The 23,582-nt window shown below is 71.6% G+C and carries 20 protein-coding genes; 15 read left to right on the top strand and 5 right to left on the bottom strand.

All coding sequences use genetic code 11. The annotated features are described in order from the left end of the window. Positions 1–30 precede the first annotated feature (30 nt). From AB8735_RS10790 to AB8735_RS10735, 12 genes are all read left to right on the top strand, one after another. On the top strand, positions 31–273 hold the full coding sequence (locus AB8735_RS10790) for an HGxxPAAW family protein (RefSeq protein WP_372406877.1): 243 nt from the start codon (positions 31–33) through the stop codon (positions 271–273). Positions 274–415: 142 nt separating this feature from the next. Next, positions 416–832: a DUF2752 domain-containing protein gene (locus AB8735_RS10785; RefSeq protein WP_372406876.1), complete on the top strand. Its 417-nt coding sequence runs from the start codon at positions 416–418 to the stop codon at positions 830–832. Positions 833–977: 145 nt separating this feature from the next. After that, positions 978–1,787 (top strand): indole-3-glycerol phosphate synthase TrpC, encoded by an 810-nt coding sequence (gene trpC / locus AB8735_RS10780; RefSeq protein ID WP_344024329.1) that lies wholly within the window; start codon positions 978–980, stop codon positions 1,785–1,787. Positions 1,788–1,795: 8 nt separating this feature from the next. Beyond that, positions 1,796–2,041 carry a tryptophan biosynthesis modulator TrpM gene (gene trpM / locus AB8735_RS10775; RefSeq protein WP_344024327.1) on the top strand — a complete coding sequence of 82 codons (246 nt, stop codon included), beginning with the start codon at positions 1,796–1,798 and terminating at the stop codon, positions 2,039–2,041. 41 nt (positions 2,042–2,082) lie between these two features. After that, a complete protein-coding gene (trpB, locus tag AB8735_RS10770; protein WP_344024325.1) occupies positions 2,083–3,333 on the top strand; it encodes a tryptophan synthase subunit beta in 1,251 nt (416 codons plus the stop codon). Continuing rightward, on the top strand, positions 3,330–4,142 hold the full coding sequence (gene trpA / locus AB8735_RS10765; protein ID WP_344024323.1) for a tryptophan synthase subunit alpha: 813 nt from the start codon (positions 3,330–3,332) through the stop codon (positions 4,140–4,142). The genes trpB and trpA overlap by 4 nt, the downstream gene beginning before the upstream one ends. Positions 4,143–4,214: 72 nt before the next feature. After that, on the top strand, positions 4,215–4,997 hold the full coding sequence (locus AB8735_RS10760) for a DsbA family protein (protein ID WP_372411818.1): 783 nt from the start codon (positions 4,215–4,217) through the stop codon (positions 4,995–4,997). 83 nt (positions 4,998–5,080) lie between these two features. Further along, positions 5,081–5,965 carry a prolipoprotein diacylglyceryl transferase gene (gene lgt / locus AB8735_RS10755; RefSeq protein ID WP_344024321.1) on the top strand — a complete coding sequence of 295 codons (885 nt, stop codon included), beginning with the start codon at positions 5,081–5,083 and terminating at the stop codon, positions 5,963–5,965. Between the two features lie 339 nt (positions 5,966–6,304). Next, on the top strand, positions 6,305–7,036 hold the full coding sequence (locus AB8735_RS10750) for a VIT1/CCC1 transporter family protein (protein WP_344024319.1): 732 nt from the start codon (positions 6,305–6,307) through the stop codon (positions 7,034–7,036). 263 nt (positions 7,037–7,299) lie between these two features. Further along, a complete protein-coding gene (gltB, locus tag AB8735_RS10745) occupies positions 7,300–11,832 on the top strand; it encodes a glutamate synthase large subunit (protein WP_372406872.1) in 4,533 nt (1,510 codons plus the stop codon). Next, a complete protein-coding gene (locus tag AB8735_RS10740) occupies positions 11,825–13,285 on the top strand; it encodes a glutamate synthase subunit beta (protein WP_372406870.1) in 1,461 nt (486 codons plus the stop codon). The genes gltB and AB8735_RS10740 overlap by 8 nt, the downstream gene beginning before the upstream one ends. A gap of 90 nt (positions 13,286–13,375) precedes the next feature. Then, on the top strand, positions 13,376–13,930 hold the full coding sequence (locus AB8735_RS10735; RefSeq protein WP_344024312.1) for a hypothetical protein: 555 nt from the start codon (positions 13,376–13,378) through the stop codon (positions 13,928–13,930). An 84-nt stretch (positions 13,931–14,014) separates the two neighbouring features. Here AB8735_RS10735 and AB8735_RS10730 read toward each other — a convergent pair whose 3' ends face one another. Continuing rightward, positions 14,015–14,251, bottom strand: a complete 237-nt coding sequence (locus AB8735_RS10730) for a chaplin (RefSeq protein WP_344024309.1) — start codon at positions 14,249–14,251, stop codon at positions 14,015–14,017. 321 nt (positions 14,252–14,572) lie between these two features. On the opposite strand from AB8735_RS10730, the gene AB8735_RS10725 reads away from it, so the two are divergent. Continuing rightward, positions 14,573–16,561 (top strand): flavin monoamine oxidase family protein, encoded by a 1,989-nt coding sequence (locus AB8735_RS10725; RefSeq protein ID WP_372406867.1) that lies wholly within the window; start codon positions 14,573–14,575, stop codon positions 16,559–16,561. 207 nt (positions 16,562–16,768) lie between these two features. On the opposite strand, the gene AB8735_RS10720 is transcribed toward AB8735_RS10725, so the two are convergent. The 4 genes from AB8735_RS10720 to AB8735_RS10705 form a co-directional block, all read right to left on the bottom strand. Beyond that, complete coding sequence (locus tag AB8735_RS10720; protein WP_344024620.1) at positions 16,769–17,422, bottom strand: calcium-binding protein; 654 nt, start codon at positions 17,420–17,422, stop codon at positions 16,769–16,771. Continuing rightward, positions 17,419–18,603, bottom strand: a complete 1,185-nt coding sequence (gene wecB, locus AB8735_RS10715; protein ID WP_344024622.1) for a non-hydrolyzing UDP-N-acetylglucosamine 2-epimerase — start codon at positions 18,601–18,603, stop codon at positions 17,419–17,421. Before wecB ends, AB8735_RS10720 begins: the two co-directional genes overlap by 4 nt. A gap of 113 nt (positions 18,604–18,716) precedes the next feature. Then, a complete protein-coding gene (locus AB8735_RS10710) occupies positions 18,717–19,985 on the bottom strand; it encodes a glycosyltransferase (RefSeq protein WP_372406863.1) in 1,269 nt (422 codons plus the stop codon). Continuing rightward, positions 19,982–20,182: a hypothetical protein gene (locus AB8735_RS10705; protein ID WP_344024626.1), complete on the bottom strand. Its 201-nt coding sequence runs from the start codon at positions 20,180–20,182 to the stop codon at positions 19,982–19,984. Before AB8735_RS10705 ends, AB8735_RS10710 begins: the two co-directional genes overlap by 4 nt. 401 nt (positions 20,183–20,583) lie before the next feature. Between AB8735_RS10705 and AB8735_RS10700 the strand changes: the two genes are divergently transcribed. Together AB8735_RS10700 and AB8735_RS10695 are read left to right on the top strand one after the other, a co-directional pair. Further along, on the top strand, positions 20,584–22,461 hold the full coding sequence (locus tag AB8735_RS10700; RefSeq protein ID WP_372406861.1) for a DUF2334 domain-containing protein: 1,878 nt from the start codon (positions 20,584–20,586) through the stop codon (positions 22,459–22,461). Beyond that, positions 22,458–23,564 carry a hypothetical protein gene (locus AB8735_RS10695; protein WP_372406860.1) on the top strand — a complete coding sequence of 369 codons (1,107 nt, stop codon included), beginning with the start codon at positions 22,458–22,460 and terminating at the stop codon, positions 23,562–23,564. The genes AB8735_RS10700 and AB8735_RS10695 overlap by 4 nt, the downstream gene beginning before the upstream one ends. The last annotated feature ends 18 nt before the right edge of the window (positions 23,565–23,582 follow it).

Below are 23,582 nucleotides of genomic sequence, written 5' to 3'. Positions count from 1 at the left end.
GCGAGCCCCATACCAACGAGGAGTCACATCATGTCGGCCAGCGCCCACAACGACATCATCCCCCGGGCCCACCACGGGAAGACCCCGGCCGCCTGGACCGGCGTCGCCATCGCCTTCGTCGGCTTCTGCGTCGCCAGCGTGTTCTGCGTGATGGCCAAGCCGGCCGGCTTCTGGGTCGGCGTCGGCCTCTGCCTCCTCGGGGCCGTCGTCGGCGGCGCCATGAGCCTGATGGGCATGGGCTCGCGTCCCCCGCGCGCGGAGACCAAGGGCTGAGCCGCCCCCTCCCGCCCTCGCATACGGCGCGGCCCCGCCGCCCGTACGGTCGTCCGTACGAGCCTCCGGGGCTGCGCCGTCGCGCGTTCCGGCCCAGACTCGAGATGTGGCCCGGACTCGAGATGTGGCCCGGACTCGCGGTGTGAGGGAAGCCGTCCCCGCCCCCGTCCGCCGGCTCGCCGCCCCGCTGGGCGTCGCCGCGCTGCTCGCCGCGGCCGCCGCCCTGGTCGCGGCCGTGGACCCGCACGAGCCCGGCCACTACCCCGGCTGCCCCCTGCTGCGCTGGACCGGGGTGTTCTGCCCCGGCTGCGGCGGGCTGCGCGGGCTGCACGCGCTGCTGCACGGCGATCCGGCCGGCGCCCTGCGCGCCAACGCCCTGGCCGTCGCCGGATATGCCGCCTTCCTCCCGCTCTGGGCCGTGTGGTGCGTCCGCGCGGCGCGCCACGGCGGCGGGATGCCCGTCGGGATGCTGACCCGGCGCCGGTGGGCCGTCGCGGCCCTGGTGCTGGCCTTCACGGTGGTGCGCAACCTGCCCTGCGGGGCGTTCCTGGCCCCTTAGGTCCTTTTCGCTCCGCCTCGGGCGGGACCTCCGTCAACCGGATGCGCGGGCTCAGCCCAAGGCCAAGTACCATCACAGTGTGCTGGTGGGGTGAGTACGAACCGCATCAGCGAGGATCATCCGAGCCCGGAAGGGGGCCGCTCGCGTGAGTGTGCTCGACGAGATCATCGACGGAGTCCGTGCCGACCTCGCGGAGCGGCAGGCGCGGGTGAGCCTCGACGAGCTCAAGGAGCGCGCGGCGAAGGCGCCACAGGCGAAGGACGGCGCCGCCGCCCTGCGCGGTGAGAACGTCTCGGTCATCTGCGAGGTCAAGCGCTCCAGCCCGTCCAAGGGCGCGCTGGCCGCCATCGCCGACCCCGCCGGGCTCGCCGCCGACTACGAGGCGGGCGGCGCGTCCGTCATCAGTGTGCTGACCGAGCAGCGGCGCTTCGGCGGCTCGCTCGCCGACCTGGAGGCCGTCCGGGCCCGGGTCGACATCCCCATCCTCCGCAAGGACTTCATCGTCACGGCCTACCAGCTGTGGGAGGCCCGGGCCTACGGCGCCGACCTCGCCCTGCTGATCGTCGCCGCGCTGGAGCAGGAGGCGCTGGTCTCCCTGATCGAGCGCGCCGAGTCCATCGGGCTGACCCCGCTGGTCGAGGTGCACGACGAGGAGGAGGTCGAGCGGGCGGTCGCCGCTGGGGCCCGGATCATCGGCGTCAACGCGCGCAACCTCAAGACCCTGGAGGTGGACCGGGGCACCTTCGCCCGGGTCGCCCCGGAGATCCCCGACGGCATCGTCAAGATCGCCGAGTCCGGCGTCCGCGGGCCGCACGACCTGATCGCCTACGCCAACGACGGGGCCGACGCGGTCCTGGTCGGCGAGTCCCTGGTGACCGGGCGCGATCCCAAGGGCGCCGTGGCCGACCTGGTCGCCGCCGGGGCCCACCCGGCGCTGCGGCACGGGCGGGGCTGAAGCCCGCCATGAGCCACCGCCGCGTCCGCCGCACGGAGCCGGGTCACCGCCCGGCGTCCGCCGTGGTGCCCGCGGCAGGGCCGGCGGCCGGACCGGCCGCCGGCGACGCGTACGCGCGGCTGCGCCGCGGCTGCCGCCCGCGCGGCTGCCGCGCCCCCGCGCGGCGGGTCCGGGGCCGCAGGGTGCGGTACCACATCGGGTGCGAGCCCGGGCAGATCAACGGGATGCGATGGCGCGGGACGGCACAGCCGTAACCCAGGCCACTGTTCGCTGTCCTTTCACAGGAGTGACACCCGTGTCTTCCGAGTTCTTCCTGCCCGACCCCGAGGGCCAAGTCCCCACCGCCAACGGCTATTTCGGCGCCTTCGGCGGCAAGTTCATCCCCGAGGCGCTGGTCGCCGCCGTCGACGAGGTCGCCGCCGAGTACGAGAAGGCCAAGGCCGACCCGTCCTTCGCCGCCGAGCTCGACGACCTCATGGTCAATTACACCGGGCGCCCCAGCGCCCTCACCGAGGTGCCGCGCTTCGCCGAACACGCAGGCGGCGCCCGGGTGTTCCTCAAGCGCGAGGACCTCAACCACACCGGCTCGCACAAGATCAACAACGTGCTGGGCCAGGCCCTCCTCACCAAGCGGATGGGCAAGACCCGCGTCATCGCGGAGACCGGCGCCGGCCAGCACGGCGTCGCCACCGCCACCGCCTGCGCCCTCTTCGGCCTCGACTGCACCATCTACATGGGCGAGGTCGACACCGAGCGCCAGGCGCTCAACGTCGCCCGGATGCGGATGCTCGGCGCCGAGGTCATCGCCGTGAAGTCCGGCAGCCGCACGCTGAAGGACGCCATCAACGAGGCGTTCCGCGACTGGGTCGCCAACGTCGACCGCACCCACTACCTCTTCGGCACCGTCGCCGGACCGCACCCCTTCCCGGCGCTGGTCCGCGACTTCCACCGGGTCATCGGCGTCGAGGCCCGCCGGCAGATCCTCCAGCGCGCCGGCCGCCTCCCGGACGCCGCGCTGGCCTGCGTCGGCGGCGGCTCCAACGCTATCGGCCTCTTCCACGCCTTCCTCCCCGACACCGGCGTCCGCCTCATCGGCTGCGAGCCCGGCGGGCACGGCGTCGCCACCGGCGAGCACGCGGCCACCCTCACCGCCGGGACCCCCGGCATCCTGCACGGCTCCCGCTCCTACGTCCTCCAGGACGAGGACGGGCAGATCACCGAGCCCTACTCGATCTCGGCGGGACTGGACTACCCCGGCATCGGCCCCGAGCACTCGTACCTCAAGGACACCGGACGGGCCGAATACCGGGCCGTCACCGACGACGCGGCCATGCAGGCGCTGCGCCTGCTCTCCCGCACCGAGGGCATCATCCCCGCCATCGAGAGCGCCCACGCGCTCGCCGGGGCGCTGGAGGTCGGCCGCGAACTGGGCCCGGACGGGCTGCTGTTGGTCAACCTCTCCGGACGCGGCGACAAGGACATGGACACGGCGGCCCGCTACTTCGGGCTCTACGACTCCACCAAGGACGAGGGGGACGCCAAGTGAGCGGCAACATCGGGCTGTTGAACGACGTCCTGGCCAAGGCCCGGACGGAGAACCGCGCCGCGCTCGTCGGCTACCTCCCGGCCGGCTTCCCCACCGTGGACGGCGGCGTCCGGGCCATGACCGCCATGATCGAGGGCGGCTGCGACATCGTCGAGGTGGGCCTGCCGCACAGCGACCCCGTCCTCGACGGTCCCGTCATCCAGACCGCCGACGACATCGCCCTGCGCGGCGGGATCCGGATCGCCGACGTGATCCGCACGGTCGGCGAGGTGCACCGGGCCACCGGCGCGCCGATCCTCTGCATGACCTACTGGAATCCGGTCGACCACTACGGCGCCGAGCGGTTCGCCGCCGACCTCGCCGCGGCCGGGGGAGCGGGCTGCATCCTGCCCGACCTGCCGGTCGAGGAGTCCGACGCCTGGCGCAAGGCCGCCGAACAGCACGGCCTGGCCACGGTCTTCGTCGTCGCCCCCAGCAGCCGCGACGAGCGGCTCGCGAAGATCACGGCGGCCGGCTCCGGCTTCGTCTACGCCGCCTCGCTCATGGGCGTCACCGGCACCCGGGAGTCCGTCGGCCGCGAGGCCCAGGACCTGGTGCGCCGCACCCGCGCGGTCACCGAACTGCCGGTCTGCGTGGGCCTGGGCGTCTCGGACGCGGTGCAGGCGGCCGAGGTCGCCGGCTTCGCCGACGGTGTCATCGTCGGCTCCGCCTTCGTCAAGCGGCTGCTGGACGCGCCCGACCCCGAGTCCGGTCTCGCGGCCGTGCGCGCCCTCGCCGGGGACCTCGCGGCGGGAGTGCGGCGGGGTTAGCGGGTAACCCGTTCGAAGGAACCTGTGACCGGGGGTGCGCTGGGCCGCACCCCCGGTTCGTTGTACGGGGACGTGAGCCAGAAGAACAGCGACGGGAAGCGCACCGCCCGCGAGCGGCTGCAGGAACAGCGCCTCAAGGACGAGGCCAAGGACAGACGCAGGCGGGGCATGATCGCGGGCGTGGTGGTGCTCGCGGTGCTGGGCGCCGGCGCGGGCGTCGCGGCGCTGGTCGCGAACTCCGGGGGGAAGAAGGAGACGGCCGCCGGCCCGGCGGTGCCGCCCCAGGGCGCCCTCGGCAAGGGCGGCTCGACCATCCCGGTCGGCAAGCCGGCCGCCAGGGCGACCCTCACGGTCTACGAGGACTTCCGCTGCCCGGCGTGCGCCCTGTTCGAGAACGCCTACCGCGAGACGATCCACGACCTCGAGGACGAGGGCAAGCTGCGCACCGAGTACCACATCGTCACGCTCATCGACAAGAACCTGGGCGGCAAGGGCTCCCTCACCGCGGCCAACGCGGCCGCCTGCGCGCAGGACGCGGGCAAGTTCTCCGCGTACCACGACGTGCTCTACAAGAACCAGCCGCCCGAGACGAACGACGCCTTCGCGGCCACCTCCCGCCTGTACGAACTGGCCGGCCAGGTGCCCGGGCTCAACACCCCCGGCTTCCAGAAGTGCGTGGACGACGGCACGCACGACAGCTGGGTCCAGCAGTCCCACGAGGCGTTCCGCAAGCTCAAGCTGAAGGCCACACCGACCGTCCTGCTCAACGGCAAGAGCATCTACGGTGATCCCGCCCACCCGCTGACCTCGGCGAAGCTGCGGGAGATGACGGTCGCGGCGGGAAAGGAGCACTGAGGCTCCTCGTTACCCCCGTTACGCAGCCGTTGTACAGGTGGGTTGTCGCGTACACAGCCCGGCAGGGTAGCGTCGGTGGTGCCATGAATCTCGCATACATCCCCAGCCCGTCGACCGGTGTCCTTCACCTGGGCCCGATCCCGCTGCGCGGCTACGCGTTCTGCATCATCATCGGCGTCTTCGTCGCCGTCTGGCTCGGCAACCGACGCTGGATCGCGCGCGGCGGCCGGGCCGGGACCGTCGCCGACATCGCCGTCTGGGCCGTGCCCTTCGGCCTCGTCGGCGGCCGGCTCTACCACGTGATCACCGACTACGAGCTGTACTTCGGCGAGGGCCGGAACTGGGTCGACTCCTTCAAGATCTGGGAGGGCGGCCTCGGTATCTGGGGTGCGGTCGCGCTGGGCGCGGTCGGCGCGTGGATCGGCTGCCGCCGCCGGGGCATCCCGCTGCCGGCCTGGGCCGACGCGGTGGCCCCCGGACTCGCGATCGCGCAGGCGATCGGCCGCTGGGGCAACTGGTTCAACCAGGAGCTCTACGGCAAGCGGACGGACGTGCCGTGGGCACTGAAGATCGATGCCGATCCCGCGATCGGGCGGGTGGCGGGTACGTACCACCCCACGTTCCTGTACGAGTCGCTGTGGTGCCTGGGCGTCGCGGCCCTGGTGATCTGGGCGGACCGCCGGTTCAAGCTGGGGCACGGGCGGGCGTTCGCGCTGTATGTGGCGGCGTACACGGTGGGGCGCTTCTGGACGGAGTACCTGCGGGTGGACGAGGCGCATCATGTGCTGGGTCTGCGGCTCAATGGATGGACGTCGATTCTGGTGTTCGTGGCGGCGGTGGCGTACATCGTGATTTCTTCGCGGAAGGTGCCTGGGCGGGAGGCGGTTGTGGAGCCGGGGGCTTCCGAGGACGCTGCCGTCGGGGACGGCGCGTCCTCCGGTGGGGCGGAGCCGAAGGCGGCTAAGTAGCCGGGGGGTTGTTTGCCCCTGGCCCGCCCTTTCACCGTTTCTTCCGGGGAGACCCCCGGGCCCCCGTTCGCCCTTCGGGCGAAGTCCTCAAACGCCGGACGGGCTGAATTTCGCGCCCGGGCGCGGAAATCAGCCCGTCCGGCGTTTGAGGACGAACGCGGCGCAGCCGCGTTGCCCCGCGCGGGAGCGCAGGAAACGGTGAAAGGGCGGGGCCGGGGCAAAACCCCTGGTCAGTGAGGTAAGTTCGGCCTTCCTTGCTAGCGGATCACCGCAATCGTGCGTACCTTCGAACCCATCGGCGCCCCGTGCCGAACACGCCCGAAGGAGCACGCAAAAACCATGGCTGTCCTCGACAACGTCGCGGCCACACACAGCGCCCACCGCGACAACCACACGCACCGCGACGTCAACGGCGGCTGGCTCCGTCCCGCCGTCTTCGGGGCGATGGACGGTCTGGTCTCCAACCTCGCTCTCCTCACCGGTGTCGCCGGTGGTGATGTGTCCTCCCGGACGATGGTGATCACCGGGCTCGCCGGCCTCGCGGCGGGCGCGTTCTCGATGGCCGTCGGCGAGTACACCTCCGTCGCCTCGCAGCGCGAACTCGTCCTCGCCGAGCTGGACGTGGAGCGCCGCGAGCTGCGCCGGCACCCGGTGGACGAGCAGGAGGAGCTGGCCGAGCTCTATGTCTCGCGCGGGGTGGAGCCCGCCCTCGCGCGGGAGGTCGCCCGGCAGCTGTCCCGCGACCCGGAGCAGGCGCTGGAGATCCACGCCCGCGAGGAGCTGGGCATAGACCCCTCCGACCTGCCGTCGCCGATGACCGCCGCCCTCGCCTCGTTCGGTTCCTTCGCGCTGGGCGCCCTGCTGCCCCTGCTGCCCTTCCTCCTCGGTGCCACCGCGCTCTGGCCGGCCGTGCTGCTGGCCCTGCTGGGGCTCTTCGCCTGCGGTGCCGTCGTGGCGCGGGTGACGGCCCGGTCGTGGTGGTTCAGCGGGCTGCGTCAGCTGCTGCTCGGCGGGGCCGCGGCCGGGGTGACTTATCTGCTGGGTCTTGCCTTCGGCACCGCTGTCGGGTGATGCTTTTGCGGGGCACCGCATAACGTGCAGGTTTCGGCCCTGTTTCAACCCTCCGCCAACAGGGCACACCTAACAAACCCGCGGGCAGTGCCGCCCGCGCAGCCTGTTCGGCAGGGTGAATCCACCAAACGTCCACATATTGGGACATGTCTTCCGCATAGCGGGAGCTGGTGTGTAACCTGCACGAAATTTCGCGGAGGGCCAACGTCGTCCCTCGGTACGCATGCATCGCACATGAATGCCAGACGACGACGGGAGCGCCGATGCGTTCTGCATCCCACCCCGCCCCGCAGGGGATGTACGACCCTCGCCACGAGCACGACGCCTGTGGCGTCGGCTTCGTCGCGACCCTCACCGGCGAGGCGAGCCATGCCCTGGTGGACCGGGCGCTCACTGTCCTGCGCAACCTGGAGCACCGCGGCGCCACCGGCTCGGAGCCGGACTCGGGGGACGGCGCGGGCATCCTCGTCCAGGTCCCGGACGCGTTCCTGCGCGAGGTCGTGGACTTCGAGCTGCCGGAGCCGGGCGCGTATGCGGTCGGTATCGCGTTCCTCGGATCGGGGGACGATGTTCCCCGGGTCGAGACGATCGCGGCCGAGGAGGGGCTCACCGTCCTCGGCTGGCGTGCCGTCCCCGTCGCCCCCGAGCTGCTGGGCAGCTCGGCGCGGGCCACGATGCCGGAGTTCCGGCAGTTGTTCGTCGCGGACGGGAAGAGCACGGGGATCGCGCTCGACCGCAAGGCGTTCGTGCTGCGCAAGCGTGCCGAGCGCGAGGCCGGGGTCTACTTCCCGTCGCTGTCCGCGCGCACCCTCGTCTACAAGGGCATGCTGACCACCGGCCAGTTGGAGCCCTTCTTCCCGGACCTCTCCGACCGCCGCTTCGCCACGGCCATCGCCCTGGTCCACTCCCGCTTCTCCACCAACACCTTCCCGAGCTGGCCGCTCGCCCACCCGTACCGCTTCGTGGCGCACAACGGCGAGATCAACACCGTGGGCGGCAACCGCAACTGGATGCGGGCGCGGGAGTCGCAGCTCGCCAGCGGGCTGTTCGGCGACGCGCCGCTGGAGCGGACCTTCCCGGTCTGCACCCCGGACGCGTCCGACTCCGCCTCCTTCGACGAGGTGCTGGAGCTGCTGCACCTGGGCGGGCGTTCGCTGCCGCACAGCGTGCTGATGATGATCCCCGAGGCCTGGGAGAACCACGCCTCCATGGACCCGGCGCGGCGCGCCTTCTACCAGTACCACTCCACGCTGATGGAGCCCTGGGACGGCCCCGCCTGTGTCACCTTCACCGACGGCACCCTCGTCGGCGCCGTTCTCGACCGCAACGGCCTGCGTCCCGGCCGGTACTGGGTGACCGACGACGGACTGGTCGTCCTCTCCTCCGAGGTCGGCGTCCTCGACATCGACCCGGCGAAGGTCGTCCGCAAGGGCCGCCTCCAGCCGGGGAAGATGTTCCTGGTCGACACCGCCGGGCACCGCATCGTCGAGGACGACGAGATCAAGGCGTCCCTCGCCGCCGAACAGCCCTACCGGGAGTGGCTGGAGGCCGGGCTCATCGACCTGGAGGACCTGCCCGAGCGCGAGCACATCGTGCACACCCATGCCTCGGTCACCCGCCGCCAGCAGACCTTCGGCTACACCGAGGAGGAGCTGCGCGTCGTCCTCGCGCCGATGGCCAAGTCCGGTGCGGAGCCGATCGGTTCGATGGGCACGGACTCGCCGATCGCCGCGCTCTCGGAGCGGCCCCGGCTGCTCTTCGACTACTTCACCCAGCTCTTCGCGCAGGTCACCAATCCGCCGCTGGACGCCATCCGGGAGGAGCTGGTCACCTCCCTGGTCTCCTCGCTCGGCCCGCAGGGCAATCTGCTGGAGCCGACGGCGGCGTCCTGCCGCAGCGTCACCCTGCCCTTCCCCGTCATCGACAACGACGAGCTGGCCAAGCTCATCCACATCAACGCCGACGGCGATCTGCCCGGCCTCAAGGCCGTCACGCTCTCCGGCCTCTACCGGGTCTCCGGCGGCGGCGCCGCGCTGGCCGCCCGGCTGGACGCGATGTGCGCCGAGGCCGACGCGGCGATAGCGGACGGCGCCCGGCTGATCGTCCTCTCCGACCGGCACTCGGACGCCGAACACGCCCCGGTCCCCTCGCTGTTGCTCACCTCGGCCATCCACCACCACCTCATCCGCACCAAGCAGCGCACCCGGGTGGGCCTGCTGGTCGAGGCCGGCGACGTCCGCGAGGTGCACCACGTCGCGCTGCTCATCGGCTACGGAGCCGCGGCCGTCAACCCGTATCTGGCGATGGAGTCCGTCGAGGACCTCGTCCGCGCCGGGACGTTCCTGCCGGGCATCGAGCCCGAGCAGGCGATCCGCAACCTCATCAAGGCGCTCGGCAAGGGCGTGCTCAAGGTGATGTCCAAGATGGGCATCTCCACCGTCGCCTCCTACCGCGGAGCCCAGGTCTTCGAGGCCGTCGGCCTCGACGCCTCCTTCGTGGACACCTACTTCCACGGCACCACCACCAAGATCGGCGGCATCGGCCTGGAGGTCGTCGCGCGGGAGGTCGCCGCCCGGCACGCCAAGGCGTACCCGGCCACCGGCATCCCCGCCACTCACCGCAGGCTGGAGATCGGCGGCGAGTACCAGTGGCGCCGCGAGGGCGAGCCGCACCTGTTCGACCCCGAGACCGTCTTCCGGCTCCAGCACGCCACCCGCGAGCGGCGCTACGACATCTTCCAGCAGTACACCCGGCGCGTGAACGAGCAGTCCGAGCGGCTGATGACGCTGCGAGGCCTGTTCTCCTTCGCCGGTGACCGCGAGCCCGTCCCGCTGGACGAGGTCGAGCCGGTCGCCGAGATCGTCAAGCGGTTCTCCACCGGCGCCATGTCGTACGGCTCCATCTCCCGCGAGGCCCACGAGACCCTCGCCATCGCCATGAACCGGCTGGGCGGCAAGTCCAACACCGGTGAGGGCGGCGAGGATCCGGAGCGGCTCTACGACCCGGCGCGCCGCTCCGGCATCAAGCAGGTGGCGTCCGGACGCTTCGGCGTCACCAGCGAGTACCTCGTCAACGCCGACGACATCCAGATCAAGATGGCCCAGGGCGCCAAGCCCGGCGAGGGCGGCCAGCTGCCCGGCCACAAGGTCTACCCATGGGTCGCCAAGACCCGGCACTCGACGCCCGGCGTGGGGCTCATCTCCCCGCCGCCGCACCACGACATCTACTCCATCGAGGATCTGGCGCAGCTGATCCACGACCTCAAGAACGCCAACCCGGCCGCCCGCATCCATGTGAAGCTGGTGTCGGAGGTCGGCGTCGGGACGGTCGCGGCCGGGGTGTCCAAGGCGCACGCGGACGTCGTGCTGATCTCCGGGCACGACGGGGGTACGGGCGCCTCGCCGCTCACGTCGCTCAAGCACGCGGGCGGGCCCTGGGAGCTGGGCCTGGCCGAGACCCAGCAGACGCTGCTGCTCAACGGGTTGCGCGACCGCATCGTCGTCCAGGCCGACGGCCAGCTCAAGACCGGCCGCGACGTGCTGATCGCCGCCCTGCTCGGCGCCGAGGAGTTCGGCTTCGCGACCGCGCCGCTCGTCGTCTCCGGCTGCGTCATGATGCGCGTCTGCCACCTGGACACCTGCCCGGTGGGCATCGCCACCCAGAACCCGGTGCTGCGCGAGCGGTTCGCCGGCAAGGCCGAATTCGTGGTGAACTTCTTCGAGTTCATCGCTCAGGAGGTCCGTGAGCTGCTGGCCGAGCTGGGTTTCCGTACCCTTGAGGAGGCCGTCGGCCGGGCCGAACTCCTGGACGTCGAGCGGGCCGTGGGGCACTGGAAGGCCCAGGGCCTGGATCTGACGCCGCTGTTCCACGTTCCCGAGCTGCCCGACGGCGCCGTCCGCCACCAGGTCGTCGCCCAGGACCACGGCCTGGCCAAGGCGCTCGACAACCAGCTGATCAAGCTGGCCGCCGACGCCCTCGACACCGTCGGCGCCGAGGAGCCCCAGCCCGTCCGCGCCCAGGTGCCGATCCGCAACATCAACCGGACCGTCGGCACGATGCTCGGCCACGAGGTGACCCGGAAGTTCGGCGGCGCCGGGCTGCCGGACGACACCGTCGACATCACCTTCACCGGCTCCGCGGGCCAGTCCTTCGGCGCCTTCCTGCCCCGCGGCGTCACCCTGCGCCTGGAGGGCGACGCCAACGACTACGTCGGCAAGGGCCTGTCCGGCGGGCGGATCGTCGTCCGCCCCGACCGGGCCGCCGACCACCTCGCCGAGTACTCCACCATCGCCGGCAACACCCTCGCCTACGGTGCCACCGGCGGCGAGATGTTCCTGCGCGGCAGCGTCGGCGAGCGGTTCTGCGTCCGCAACTCCGGGGCCACCGTGGTCTGCGAGGGCGCGGGCGACCACGGCTGCGAGTACATGACCGGCGGCCGTGCCGTCGTCCTCGGCCCGACCGGGCGCAACTTCGCGGCCGGCATGTCCGGCGGCGTCGCCTACGTCGTCGACCTGGACGAGCGGAACGTCAACCGGGAACTGGCCGGAGCCGTCGAGCCGTTGGACGACGCCGACCGGCGGTGGCTGCACGGCGTGGTGCGCCGCCACCACGAGGAGACCGCCTCCACCGTCGCGGCGGCCCTCCTCGCCGACTGGGACGCGGCCGCGGACCGCTTCCGCAAGGTCGTCCCCGCCACGTACAAGGCAGTGCTCGCCGCCAAGGACGCCGCCGAGCGAGCCGGTCTCTCCGAGACCGAGACCCACGAGAAGATGATGGAGGCGGCGACCCATGGCTGACCCGAAGGGCTTTCTGACCACCGACCGCGAGGTCGCCCCCTCCCGCCCGGCCGCCGAGCGCGTCCGCGACTGGAACGAGGTGGCCGTCCCCGGCGCGCTGCTGCCCATCCTCGGCAAGCAGGCCGGACGCTGCATGGACTGCGGCATCCCCTTCTGCCACAACGGCTGCCCGCTGGGGAACCTCATCCCCGAGTGGAACGACTACGCGTACCGGGGCGACTGGCGGGCGGCGAGCGAGCGGCTGCACGCGACCAACAACTTCCCCGAGTTCACCGGGCGGCTGTGCCCGGCGCCCTGCGAGTCGGCGTGCGTGCTGGGCATCAACCAGCAGCCGGTCACCATCAAGAACGTCGAGGTCGGCATCATCGACAAGGCGTGGGCGGCCGGGGACGTCACCCCGCAGCCGCCCGAGCGGCTCTCCGGCCGCACCGTCGCCGTCATCGGCTCCGGCCCGGCCGGCCTCGCCGCCGCCCAGCAGCTGACCCGGGCCGGTCACACCGTCGCGGTGTACGAGCGGGCCGACCGCATCGGCGGCCTGCTGCGGTACGGCATCCCCGAGTTCAAGATGGAGAAGCGGCACATCAACCGGCGCATCGAGCAGATGCGGGCGGAGGGCACCAAGTTCCGCACCGAGGTGGAGATCGGCCGCGACATCGACGGGGCGAAGCTGCGCCGGCGGTACGACGCGGTGGTCATCGCCGCCGGTGCCACCACCTCCCGCGATCTCCCGGTCCCCGGGCGGGAGCTGAAGGGCGTCCACTTCGCCATGGAGTACCTGCCCGTCGCCAACAAGGTGCAGGAGGGCGACTACGTCGCGCCCACGATCACGGCCGAGGGCAAGCACGTCGTCGTCATCGGCGGCGGCGACACCGGCGCCGACTGCGTCGGCACGGCGCACCGGCAGGGCGCCCTGTCCGTCACCCAGCTGGAGATCATGCCGAGGCCGTCCGACTCCCGCCCGGCGGGCCAGCCCTGGCCGACCTTCCCGCTCCTCTACAAGGTCACCTCGGCCCACGAGGAGGGCGGCGAGCGCGTCTACTCCGTCTCCACGACCCGCTTCGAGGGCGACGAGGACGGCAACGTGCAGTGGCTGCACCTGGTGGAAGTGGAGTTCAAGGACGGGAAGCTGGAGCAGAAGCCGGGCACGGAGCGCCGCATCCCGGCCCAACTGGTCACCCTGGCCATGGGCTTCACCGGCACCGACCGGGAGAACGGCCTGGTCGAGCAGCTCGGCCTGGAGCTGGACGCGCGGGGCAACGTCGCACGGGACGCGGACTTCGCGACGAACGTCCCGGGCGTCTTCGTCGCGGGCGACGCGGGCCGCGGCCAGTCGCTCATCGTCTGGGCCATCGCCGAGGGCCGCTCGGCGGCCCGCTCCGTGGACCGCTTCCTGACCGGTGCGAGCACGCTGCCCGCACCGATCCGGCCGACGGACCGGGCGCTGGCGGTGTGATCACGCCAGGTTTCTCCGTACCGTACAACTCCTTCGCGGACCCGGCCGTCCCACCGCACGTACCTGTAAGTGCGTTGCGGAAGGAACGACATGCGACGGTTGACGACGGCGGCGGCGGTACTGATGGTGCTGACGGGCGCGGGGACGGCCACGGCGGTGGCCGCCCCGGTCCCGGCCGCGGCCGAGGCCTGCGCCTCGGGCTGGGGCAGCACCACCAAGTCGGACCCGGGAGCGGAGCACAAGCCGCTCAAGGACATCCGGACCGGTGCGCACGAGTGCTACGACCGCGTCGTGTTCGACCTGGGCGGCACGCCGAGCCGGCTCGGCTACCACGTGGGGTATGTGGACGCGTTCCACCAGGACGGCTCCGGTGACGAGATACCGGTGACCGGCGGCGCGATCCTCCAGATCTATGTCTCGGCCCCGAGCTACGACCCGTCGACGGGCCGCGCGACGTACGCCGGGAAGGCGGGCAGGCCGCTTCCCGGCGTGGACGTCACCGGCTACCGGACCTTCAGGGACACCAGGTTCGGAGCCAGCTTCGAGGGACAGACCCAGGTGGCCGTCGGCGTCCGCGCCAAGCTGCCGTTCCGGGTGCAGCACTCGGGGGACAAGCTGATCGTGGACGTGGCCCACACCTGGTGATCCACGGGCCGCGTGGCCCCCCGGGGAGAGGGGGACACGCGGCCCTGCCCTTGGCGGCTGGAACCAGGGCAGTTTCCTTGGTGATTACTTGTTGACCAGGGTGTTGCCGTGCGAGAGGTTGCCGATGCCGACCACCGAGATCGCGTTGCCGCCGACGTTCGGGGCGACGCGGGGCGCGACCTGGACGACGTTCCCGGCGACCACGCCCGGGGAGTTGGCGGCATCGCCGTGGGCCTGGCTGGCGTCGGCGGCGGTCGCGCCGGCGCCGATGGCGGCGGCGGCCATCACGGTCAGGGCGGCGGCGTTGCGCATGCTGCTCATAGCTCTCTCCATGGGTTGGGGGGAGCCAGGGCAAAAGCTCTGGCAAGAGGAAGTCTTGCGTACGAAAAACCGCTGACGTGACGGACGGCGATATGTTCATCCTCTCTCGCGATCACGGATTCGCCATTGACCCCTTGCGAGATCTGTACGTCAACAGGGCGCGATCAAGGGTGAGTTGCCGCGCAAACCTTCGGCGTACCCCCGGCGGGTGCGGCGCCGGGGGCGCGCAGGATCGCGTTCCGCGCCGGAGCGCTCCCACGTTCAGGTGGCGTTCCGTGGCCCGATCGTCGTACGGACGCCACCGCGCCCTATCCAGGAGGCATGGACGCATCCCGCACCTCGCAGGGCCAATCCCGCTTCTCCCGCAGACAGTTCACGACCGCCGCCACGGCGGCCACCGTCCTCGGCCCGGTGGGGGCGGCCCCGGCGGCCGCCCTGCCTGCGGCGCCGGACCGGACGCCGAAGTCCACCGCCGACTGGGACACCTGCCTGGAGGTCGCCCGCGCGCTGCTCCTCGTGGACGACAAGGACCGGCCGCTGGCCCCCGCCTACCGGAAGATCCTCGACGACGGCCTGCCGCGCGGCGGCGCCAGAGGAGCCAAGAAGGTCCTCGTGATCGGCGCCGGCCCGAGCGGCCTCGTCGCCGCCTGGCTCCTCAAGCGCGCCGGGCACCGCGTCACCCTGCTGGAGGCCAACGGCAACCGCGTCGGCGGACGCATCAAGACCTTCCGCACCGGCGGGCACGAGCGGGCGGAGCAGCCGTTCGCCGACGCCCGGCAGTACGCGGAGGCCGGCGCCATGCGGATCCCCGGCAGCCACCCGCTGGTGATGGGCCTCATCGGCCAACTCGGCCTCAAAAAACGCCCCTTCTATCTGGTGGACGTCGATGGCCAGGGCAAACCCGTCAACAACGCCTGGCTGTATGTCAACGGCATCCGGGTGCGCCGCTCCGAGTACGCCAGGTCCCCGCGGAAGATCAACCGCTCGTTCGGTGTGCCCGACGCCTACCTCGACGTACCGTCGTCGACGATCCTGCGCCGCGCCCTGGATCCGGTGCGCGACGAGTTCAGCACCGCGGGCCCGGACGGCAAGAGGACCGACAAGCCGATGCCCGAACGGGTGCGGGGCTGGGCCCGGGTGATCCGGAAGTACGGCGACTGGTCGATGTACCGCTTCCTGACCGAGGAGGCCGGTTTCGACGAGCGGACGCTCGACCTCGTCGGGACCCTGGAGAACCTGACCTCACGGCTGCCCCTCTCCTTCGTCCACAGCTTCATCAGCCAGTCCCTGATCAGCCCGGACACGGAGTTCTGGGAGCTCGTCGGCGGCACGGCGACGCTCCCGGACGCGCTGCTGAAGAAGGTCGAGGACGTCCTGCGCCTCGACCGGCGGGTGACGCACATCGAGTACTGGCACCCGGACCGGACCGGCGAGACCGGGCACGTCCGCGCCGACGGCCCGCACGTCTGGGTCGACACCGTCTCCGAGGGCCGCGGCGGGAAGGTGGTGCGGGAACAGTTCACCGCCGACCTCGCCGTCGTCACCGTGCCGTTCTCCGGCCTGCGCCAGGTGCAGGTCGCCCCGCTGATGTCCTACGGCAAGCGGCGGGCCGTCACCGAGCTGCACTACGACAGCGCGACCAAGGTGCTCCTCGAATTCGGCCGCCGCTGGTGGGAGTTCGGGGAGGAGGAGTGGAAGCGGGAGCTCGACGGGATCCGCCCCGGACTGTACGAGCAGTACCGCAAGGGCAAGGCGCCGGACGACGGCAGCCTCCTCGGCGCGCACCCCTCCGTCCCGCGCGGCCGCATCACCCCCGCCCAGCGCGCCCACTACGCGGCCAACCGCTGGGCCGGGCGCGACGCGCCGGAGGCGGCGCGCATCGTGGGCGGCGGCTCCGTCTCCGACAACTCCAACCGCTTCATGATCAACCCCTCGCACCCCGTGCCCGGCAGCAAGGGCGGCGTCGTCCTCGCCTCCTACAGCTGGGCCGACGACGCGTCGCGCTGGGACTCGCACGAGGACGACGCGCGGTATCCGTACGCCCTGCGCGGCCTTCAACAGGTGTACGGGCAGCGGGTGGAGGTCTTCTACACGGGCGCGGGACGCACCCAGAGCTGGCTGCGGGACCCGTACGCGTACGGCGAGGCGTCGGTGCTGCTGCCCGGGCAGCACACGGAGCTGCTCCCGTCGATCCGGGCGGCGGAGGGCCCGCTGCGGTTCGCGGGCGACCACACGTCGGTGAAGCCGTCGTGGATCGAGGGGGCGGTGGAGTCGGGGGTGCGGGCGGCGTTGGAGGTGCATCTGGGGTGACGTCGGGGGGTTGTTGCCCCTGGCCCGCCCTTTCACCGTTTCTTCCGGGGGAGACCCCCGGGCCCCCATTCGCCCTTCGGGCGAAGTCCTCAAGCTCCCCGGAGGGGGCAACCCCCAGACGGGCTGAATTTCAGCCCGTCCGGCGCTTGAGGACACCCGCGCGGAGCGCAAAGAAACGGTGAAAGGGCGGGCCAGGGGCAAAACCCCTCACCCGCCAACCGCCCGCACCGAGACCTCACTGAACTCCACCCGCGCATCCTCCGTGTACATCCCCACGTTCCCCCGCCCGTAAGGGCGTTCCTGGTCCTGGTAGGCGACCAGGCCGCGGCCGTCCACGGCGACCTCCATGCGCGCGCCGCGCTGGGCGATGCGGACGGCGGACGTCCGGCCGACGGGGAACGAGCCCTGGCCCGTGGCCAGGAAGCGCTGGCCGCCGGGGTAGGCGGGATCCCGCTTGCCCAGCTCCCAGCCGTTCGGCTTGAGGGTGAGGTAGTAGAAGTGCTCCGGGTCGGAGTAGGCCCACAGGAGCCAGGGCACTTCCCAGGGGTTGGGGGCCGGGGTGCGCAGCTGGGAGACGGTGCGCATGCGGGCGGCGTAGTCCACGTTCGCGTAGGCCGCCGTGGAGACGACCAGGGCGGCGTGGGTCTCGTCGGGGCGCGTGGCCGCGGCGGGGGAGAGGGTCAGGACGTCGTCGTGGCCGGCGACCGTGCCGTGGCCGGTGAAGACGGTGCGCCACGGGCCGTGGACCGAACCCTCGGTCCACGGCCCCTCCGGCGCGTTCTCCTCGCTCCACAGCGCGTACGCCCCGAACCCGAGGCCGATGAGGGCGAGGGCGAGGAGGAGCCGGTGGACTCTCGTCATGTCGTCGAGTATGACCCCGGGCCTTCGGGGAGACGGGCCTCCACGGGGGGCGCGTCCGCGTCCGCGCCGAAGTCCTCCGCGAGCTGGGCGATGATGCGTTCGGTCGCGTTGCCGTCGCCGAACGGGTTTCCGGCGCCGGCCATCCGCTCGTACTCCGCGGGGTCGTCGAGGAGGCGTTCGACGGCGGCCAGGATGACGTCGGGCATCGTGCCCACCAGCCGTGCGGCGCCCGCCTCCACCGCCTCCGGCCGTTCGGTGGTGGTCCGCAGCACCAGGGCGGGCTTGCCGAGGCTCGGCGCCTCCTCCTGGATGCCGCCGGAGTCGGTGAGCACCAGGTCGCAGGCGGCGAGGGTGGCCGAGAAGTCCAGGTAGCCGAGGGGTTCGACGACGCGGACGCGCGGATGGCCGGTCAGCTCGGGCAGCAGCGCGTCGCGCACCGCCGGGCTCTTGTGCAGGGGCAGCAGGATCTCCACGTCGCCCCGGTCGGCCAGCCGCCGTATGGCCCGGCCCATGCCACGCATGGTGTCGCCCTGGTTCTCCCGGCGGTGCAGGGTCAGCAGCACGCGCCGCAGGGCGGTGGAGCCGAAGTGGCTGCGGCCGGTGCCTCGGTCGAGGACCCACAGGAGGTTGTCGATGACGGTGTTGCCGGTGGTGAAGACCTCCGAGGCGGCGACGCCCTCGGCCACCAGGTGCGCGGCCGCGCGCGGCGTCGGGGCGAAGTGCCAGCGCGCCACCCGGCCGATGAGCCGGCGGTTGAGCTCCTCGGGGAACGGGTTGTCCAGGACGCCGGTGCGCAGCCCCGCCTCGACGTGGGCGACGGGGACGTGCTCGTAGAAGGCGGCCAGTGCGCCGGTCAGCGCGGTGGTGGTGTCCCCCTGGACGATCACGAGGTCGGGGCGCTGCGCCCGGATGATCTCGCCGAGGCCGTCGACGAGGCGGGCGGTGAGGGTGGACAGCTCCTGGCGCTCGCGCATGACGTCGAGCTCGGTGCGCTCGCGCACCTGGAGCAGGTCCAGCATCTGGTGGAGCATCTCGCGGTGCTGGCCGGTGGTGACGACGACCGGCTCGAAGAGCGGGGACGCGGCCATGGCGCGGGCCACGGGCGCGAGCTTGATCGCTTCGGGGCGGGTGCCGAGGACGAGCATCGCCCGCACCGGTGCGTCGATCAGGTTCGAGGACATGGTTCTCCCTGGGGCGTCATGGGGTGCCTTGCGGAAGCGGAGGGTCTGCGGAGCGCAGTGTCTTGTGGAGCGCAGTGTCTTGCGGAGCGCAATGCCTTGCGGGACGAAGGGCCTTATGTGCGCGCGGTCTTGAGCCAGGTCTGCTTGCCGGTCAGCATCCGCCACAGCCCCCACCACCCGGCGGCGAACCAGATGTAGCCGTAGAAGATGAAGACGTGCGACAGCAGGACCGCACGGGCCAGTCCGAGGCCCTGTTCGCGCCGGGAGTAGACCCAGCCGTAGACGTAGGCGGCGGTGAAGGACAGGACGTACGGGCCGATCACCCACATCGGGGAGACCAGGGGGTAGCCGGCCTCGAACGAGCCGACGATCGTGCCGCCGACCGCGACCAGGAAGGACAGCGGCAGCAGTGAGGTGAGCAGGATGAGCACCGGGCTGGAGAGGTGGTAGAGCAGGTCCAGCGCGGGCCGGGTGGGGACCTCGCGGACGATCAGCGGGACCAGGCTCGCCGACTGGAGGTGGCCCTGGAACCAGCGCGAGCGCTGGCGCACCAGCCGCCGTACGTCGAGCACGGCCTGCTGGGAGACGGCGGCCGAGGTGCAGTGCTGGTTGGTCCAGCCGCCGGCGATGAGGCGGACGCCGAGGTCGAGGTCCTCGGTCAGGGAGTCGCTCCAGGGGCCGGAGCCGTCCGGACCCATCAGGGTGTCGAGCGCGGCCAGCCGCATGAACTGGCCGTTGCCGCCCATCCCGACGCTGCCGATGGTGCGCCGGGCGCTCTGGAAGATGTCGCCGTAGATGACGAACTCCATGTCCTGGAGCCGGGCGAGCAGTCCCTGCCGGCGGTTGTACATGCGCACCCCGATCTGGGTGCCGCCGGTGCGCGGGTTGTCGAAGTACGGGTCGACCGCCTGGACGCAGTGCGGATCGAGCCGTCCGTCGGCGTCCACGACGCAGACGATGACGTCGCGCGGGTCGCGCCCGTCGAGCAGACCGGACGAACGCAGGTGTTTGATACCGGCGTTGAGCGCCGCGCCCTTGCCCTTGCGGGCGTTGGGCAGGTGGCGGCGCAGGAGGCGGACCTTGCCGGGCGCCGCGTGGCAGGCGGCCTCGGCGATCTCGGCGGTGCGGTCCTCGGAGGCGTCGTCGATGACCAGTGCCAGGGTGTTGCGGGCGGGCAGGGCCGTGATGCGGGCCAGGCTCTCGGCGAGCACCTTCTCCTCGTTGAGGCAGGCGAGGAGGAAGACGTAGAAGCGCTGGTCCCGGGGGCCTCTGGTGCGGCGGAATCCGCGCCGGGAGATGAGGAACAGGCCGGTGTTGTAGCAGCCGGCCATCACGATGATGGCGATGCTGGACCAGATCAGGGACGTGGAGATGTCGTTCACGACCGGCCGCTCCAATTCCGTATGCGGTACCAGAATTTGAGCGAGATCAGTGCCGCGGCGACCGCGCAGTAGAGCACGAATCCGGCGCCGGCCGCTTCCTGGAGATCCTCGGCGAAAGGCATTCCCGGGGCGACCTGCGGGGCGGCCGTCAACCCGGCGAGTGGCACGACGGTGCCCAGAGCGGGTTTTCCGTACATGGGTTCCCCCCATTTTTCGCCTCCTTCGAGGCGTGCGGTGGGAACGTACCAGACCAGCCGGTCCGTTCAGCTGTACATCGGGGAAGTTGTTGAATCTGATAAGTAAATTCTGGTGACCCGCCGGTAGTTCTGCCTGCTCATTGCGGGTTTGTGGCGCATGAGGTCTCTGGTCCGCACCAATTGGGGAGTCGAAAGCGTGCTCGGAATGCGCTCCGGGCGGCTCCCCGGAGCGTATTGACAGCGCTCGTCCACCCCAATCAGAATCAGCCAACTATCGGGCCTGAAGCGGGCCGGTGCCGGCGGATTCCGGGGGGAAGCCGCGGGAATCCCGCAGGCTCCACAAGTGAAGGAAGCAGGGGGGAACGCATATGCGTGCGCGCCATTCCAGGCGGAGACGAGCAATGACCCGGGCCTCGGTCGCGCTTTCGATAGTCGCCGCCCTGGTGGGCGGATTCGCGCTTTCCCAGGAGGGCGCGGGAGCGGCCGGGGCCCCCGGGGACAAGGGACATGTGGCCCACGCCCTGCAGGGCACCGGGCCCACGGCCCTCTCCGGCGTCGGCACCCGGGACCTCAAGGCGTGGGAGGCGGCCCGGCTGTCCAACGACAGGCTCCGCAGCGAGCACAAGCTCGTCATCCGGCGCGTGGCGCCGCAGGGGAGCGCCGCCGCGCAGGGGAGCGCCGCGGCGAAGCCGGCGGCCGTCCGCCGGGGCGCCGGGAGCGCCGTGCCCGCGGTCGCCCGGCCGCAGGCGGCGACGGCCTCGTCCACCGCGCTCGTCCTCTACGACACCACGGGCCCGTACGGCTACCTCGGCGAGCTCTACGCGATGGCCGTCGCCAACCTCGCCGGGCACTTCGGGACCGTGACCGCCAAGCCCGTCTCGTCGTACACCGCCGGGATGGTCGACCAGTACACGTCGACGGTCTACATCGGCTCGACCTACTACGGCGGGAGCGTCCCGGACGCCGTGCCCGCGGCCTTCTACCAGGACGCCCTGGCCACCGCCCACCCGGTGACCTGGATCGGGGACAACATCTGGGGCATGGCCAACGCCGTGGGCGTGGACGCCTTCAAACAGCACTACGGCTGGGACCCGACCAACTCCTACTTCGCGCCCGGCGGTTCGGTCGGCAACATCACCCGGGTCTCCTACAAGGGGCAGCAGCTGACCCGCACGATCCCCGCCGGATACGACGGCGGCGTGCTGCACCCGGCCCTGGTGAGCGGGCCGGGCTATCCGCTGGTGACCCAGCTCGCCCAGGCCACGGACGCCAACTCCGGTGCCACCAGCCCCTGGGCGATCCGCTCGGGCAATCTCACCTACGTCGGTGAGGTGCCCTTCGCCTATGTCTCCGAGCAGGACCGCGTGATCGTCTTCGAGGACCTGCTCTTCGACGGCCTCGCGCCGGCCACCGCCGAGCGGCACCGGGCGTTCGTACGGCTGGAGGACATCAGCCCCAAGTCCAGCCCGAACGACCTGCGGCAGGCGGCCGACTACCTCTACGGGCAGAAGATCCCGTACGGGATCAACGTCATCCCCGTCTACACGGACCCCAAGGGCACCTACAACAACGGTGTTCCGGAGACCGTCACACTCGCCCAGGCGCCCCAAGTCGTCTCCGCCCTCCAGTACATGCTGGCGCACGGAGCGGTGCTGATGGACCACGGCTTCACCCATCAGTACAGCAATGTGAACAACCCGTACTCCGGGGTGACCGGCGACGACTTCGAGTTCTTCCGGGCACACGTGGACGCTTCCAACAACGTCGTCTACGACGGGCCGCCCGCCGAGGACTCGGCCGTGTGGGCGCAGTCGCGGATCACCTCCGCGCTCGCCGGGTTCACCGCGGCGGGGCTGCCGAAGCCGACGCTGTGGACCACACCGCACTACGCGGCCTCGGCCACCGACTACCGTGTCCTCGGACAGAACTTCTCCGCCCGGCTGGAGCGATCCTTGTACTTCGCAGGCACGCTGAGCGGCGCCCCCGTGGACGCCGGCCGATACATCGGCCAGTTCTTCCCGTACGCGGTCAAGGACGTCTACGGGACCACGGTTCTGCCGGAGGACCTCGGCAACTACGAACCGCAGCCCTACAACAACCACCCGGCCCGGCTCCCGGCCGACCTGATCGCCGCGGCCAAGGCCAACCTGGCCGTCCGTGACGGGGTGGCCAGCTTCTTCTACCACCCGTACTACGGCACGGCGGCGCTCCAGCAGACGGTGGACGGCATCCGCGCCCTCGGGTACACGTTCGTCGCACCGGCGGACCTGAACCAGTGAGCGCGAAGAAGGGGGCGGCCGTCGTCGCGCTGGTGGCCGCGGCCGCCCTCTTCCTCGCGGGCTGCTCGGGCACGGACTCCTCGGAGCCCCGGGAGTCCCCCGGCGTCACCGCGAGCCGCGGCGCCTCCAAGCGGCCGGACGGGGGGAAGGAGGACCCGTTGAAGGGCATGAAGGGCCTGAAGGGCATCACCCTCCCCTCCTGGAACAAGGGCGACTACGACAGCCCCGAGGCCGGAACGTATCTGCGGCAGATCGCCGCCACCGGGGCCCGCTGGGTGACCTTCACCCCCACCTGGTACCAGGACCGCGTCACCGACGGGGAGTTCCGCCCCACGGACGAGACCGCGAGCGACGCGAGCCTGCGGCACATCGTCCGGCTCGCCCATGACGCCGGGCTCAAGACCATGATCAAGCCGCATGTCGACCTGGTGAAGGGCGGCGACCGGGCCGGGATCCGCCCCGACGACGCCGACGCCTGGTTCGCGGCCTACCGGCGCTTCATCACCCACTACGCCGGGCTCGCCGACGACACCGGGGCGGAGCAGTTCGCGGTCGGCACGGAGCTGGCCGGGACGTCCGGGGACGGGGACCACTGGGAGGACGTCGTCTCCGCCGTCCGGGCGCGCTACAAAGGGCCGTTGACCTACGCCGCCAACTACGACGAGTACCGGCACGTCGCCTTCTGGCAGAAGCTCGACCTCGTCGGGATCGACGCCTACTGGCCGCTCGGCGACCGGCCCACCGCGGACGCGGCGGCGCTGCGCCAGGCGTGGCAGCCGGTGGTGGAGGAACTGGCGGCGTTCTCCGCGAAGTCGCACCGCCGGATCCTCTTCACGGAGGCGGGGTACACCAGCCAGCGCGGCACGACGACCGCCCCGTACTCCTGGACCGTCAGCAAGGCGAACGGCGACGCGGAACAGGCCGCGGGCTACGAGGCGTTGCTGGCCGCGTTCGAGGGCAAGGCGTGGTGGGCGGGCGTGTGCTGGTGGATGTGGGACGACTGGCCGGGGGCGGGGGAGACGCCGCGGAAACTGGCGTACACGCCGCACGGGAAGCCGGCGGAGAGGGTGTTGCGGAAGTGGTGGGGAGGGGGTGGCCGCTGAGGCGGGCGGGCTATTCAG

The organism is Streptomyces luteireticuli (genome assembly GCF_041519305.1).
GTDB classification, from domain to species: domain Bacteria; phylum Actinomycetota; class Actinomycetes; order Streptomycetales; family Streptomycetaceae; genus Streptomyces; species Streptomyces luteireticuli.
The sequence above is the reverse complement of the archived record's forward strand: the minus strand, read 5'-3'. Positions and strand labels throughout refer to the sequence as shown.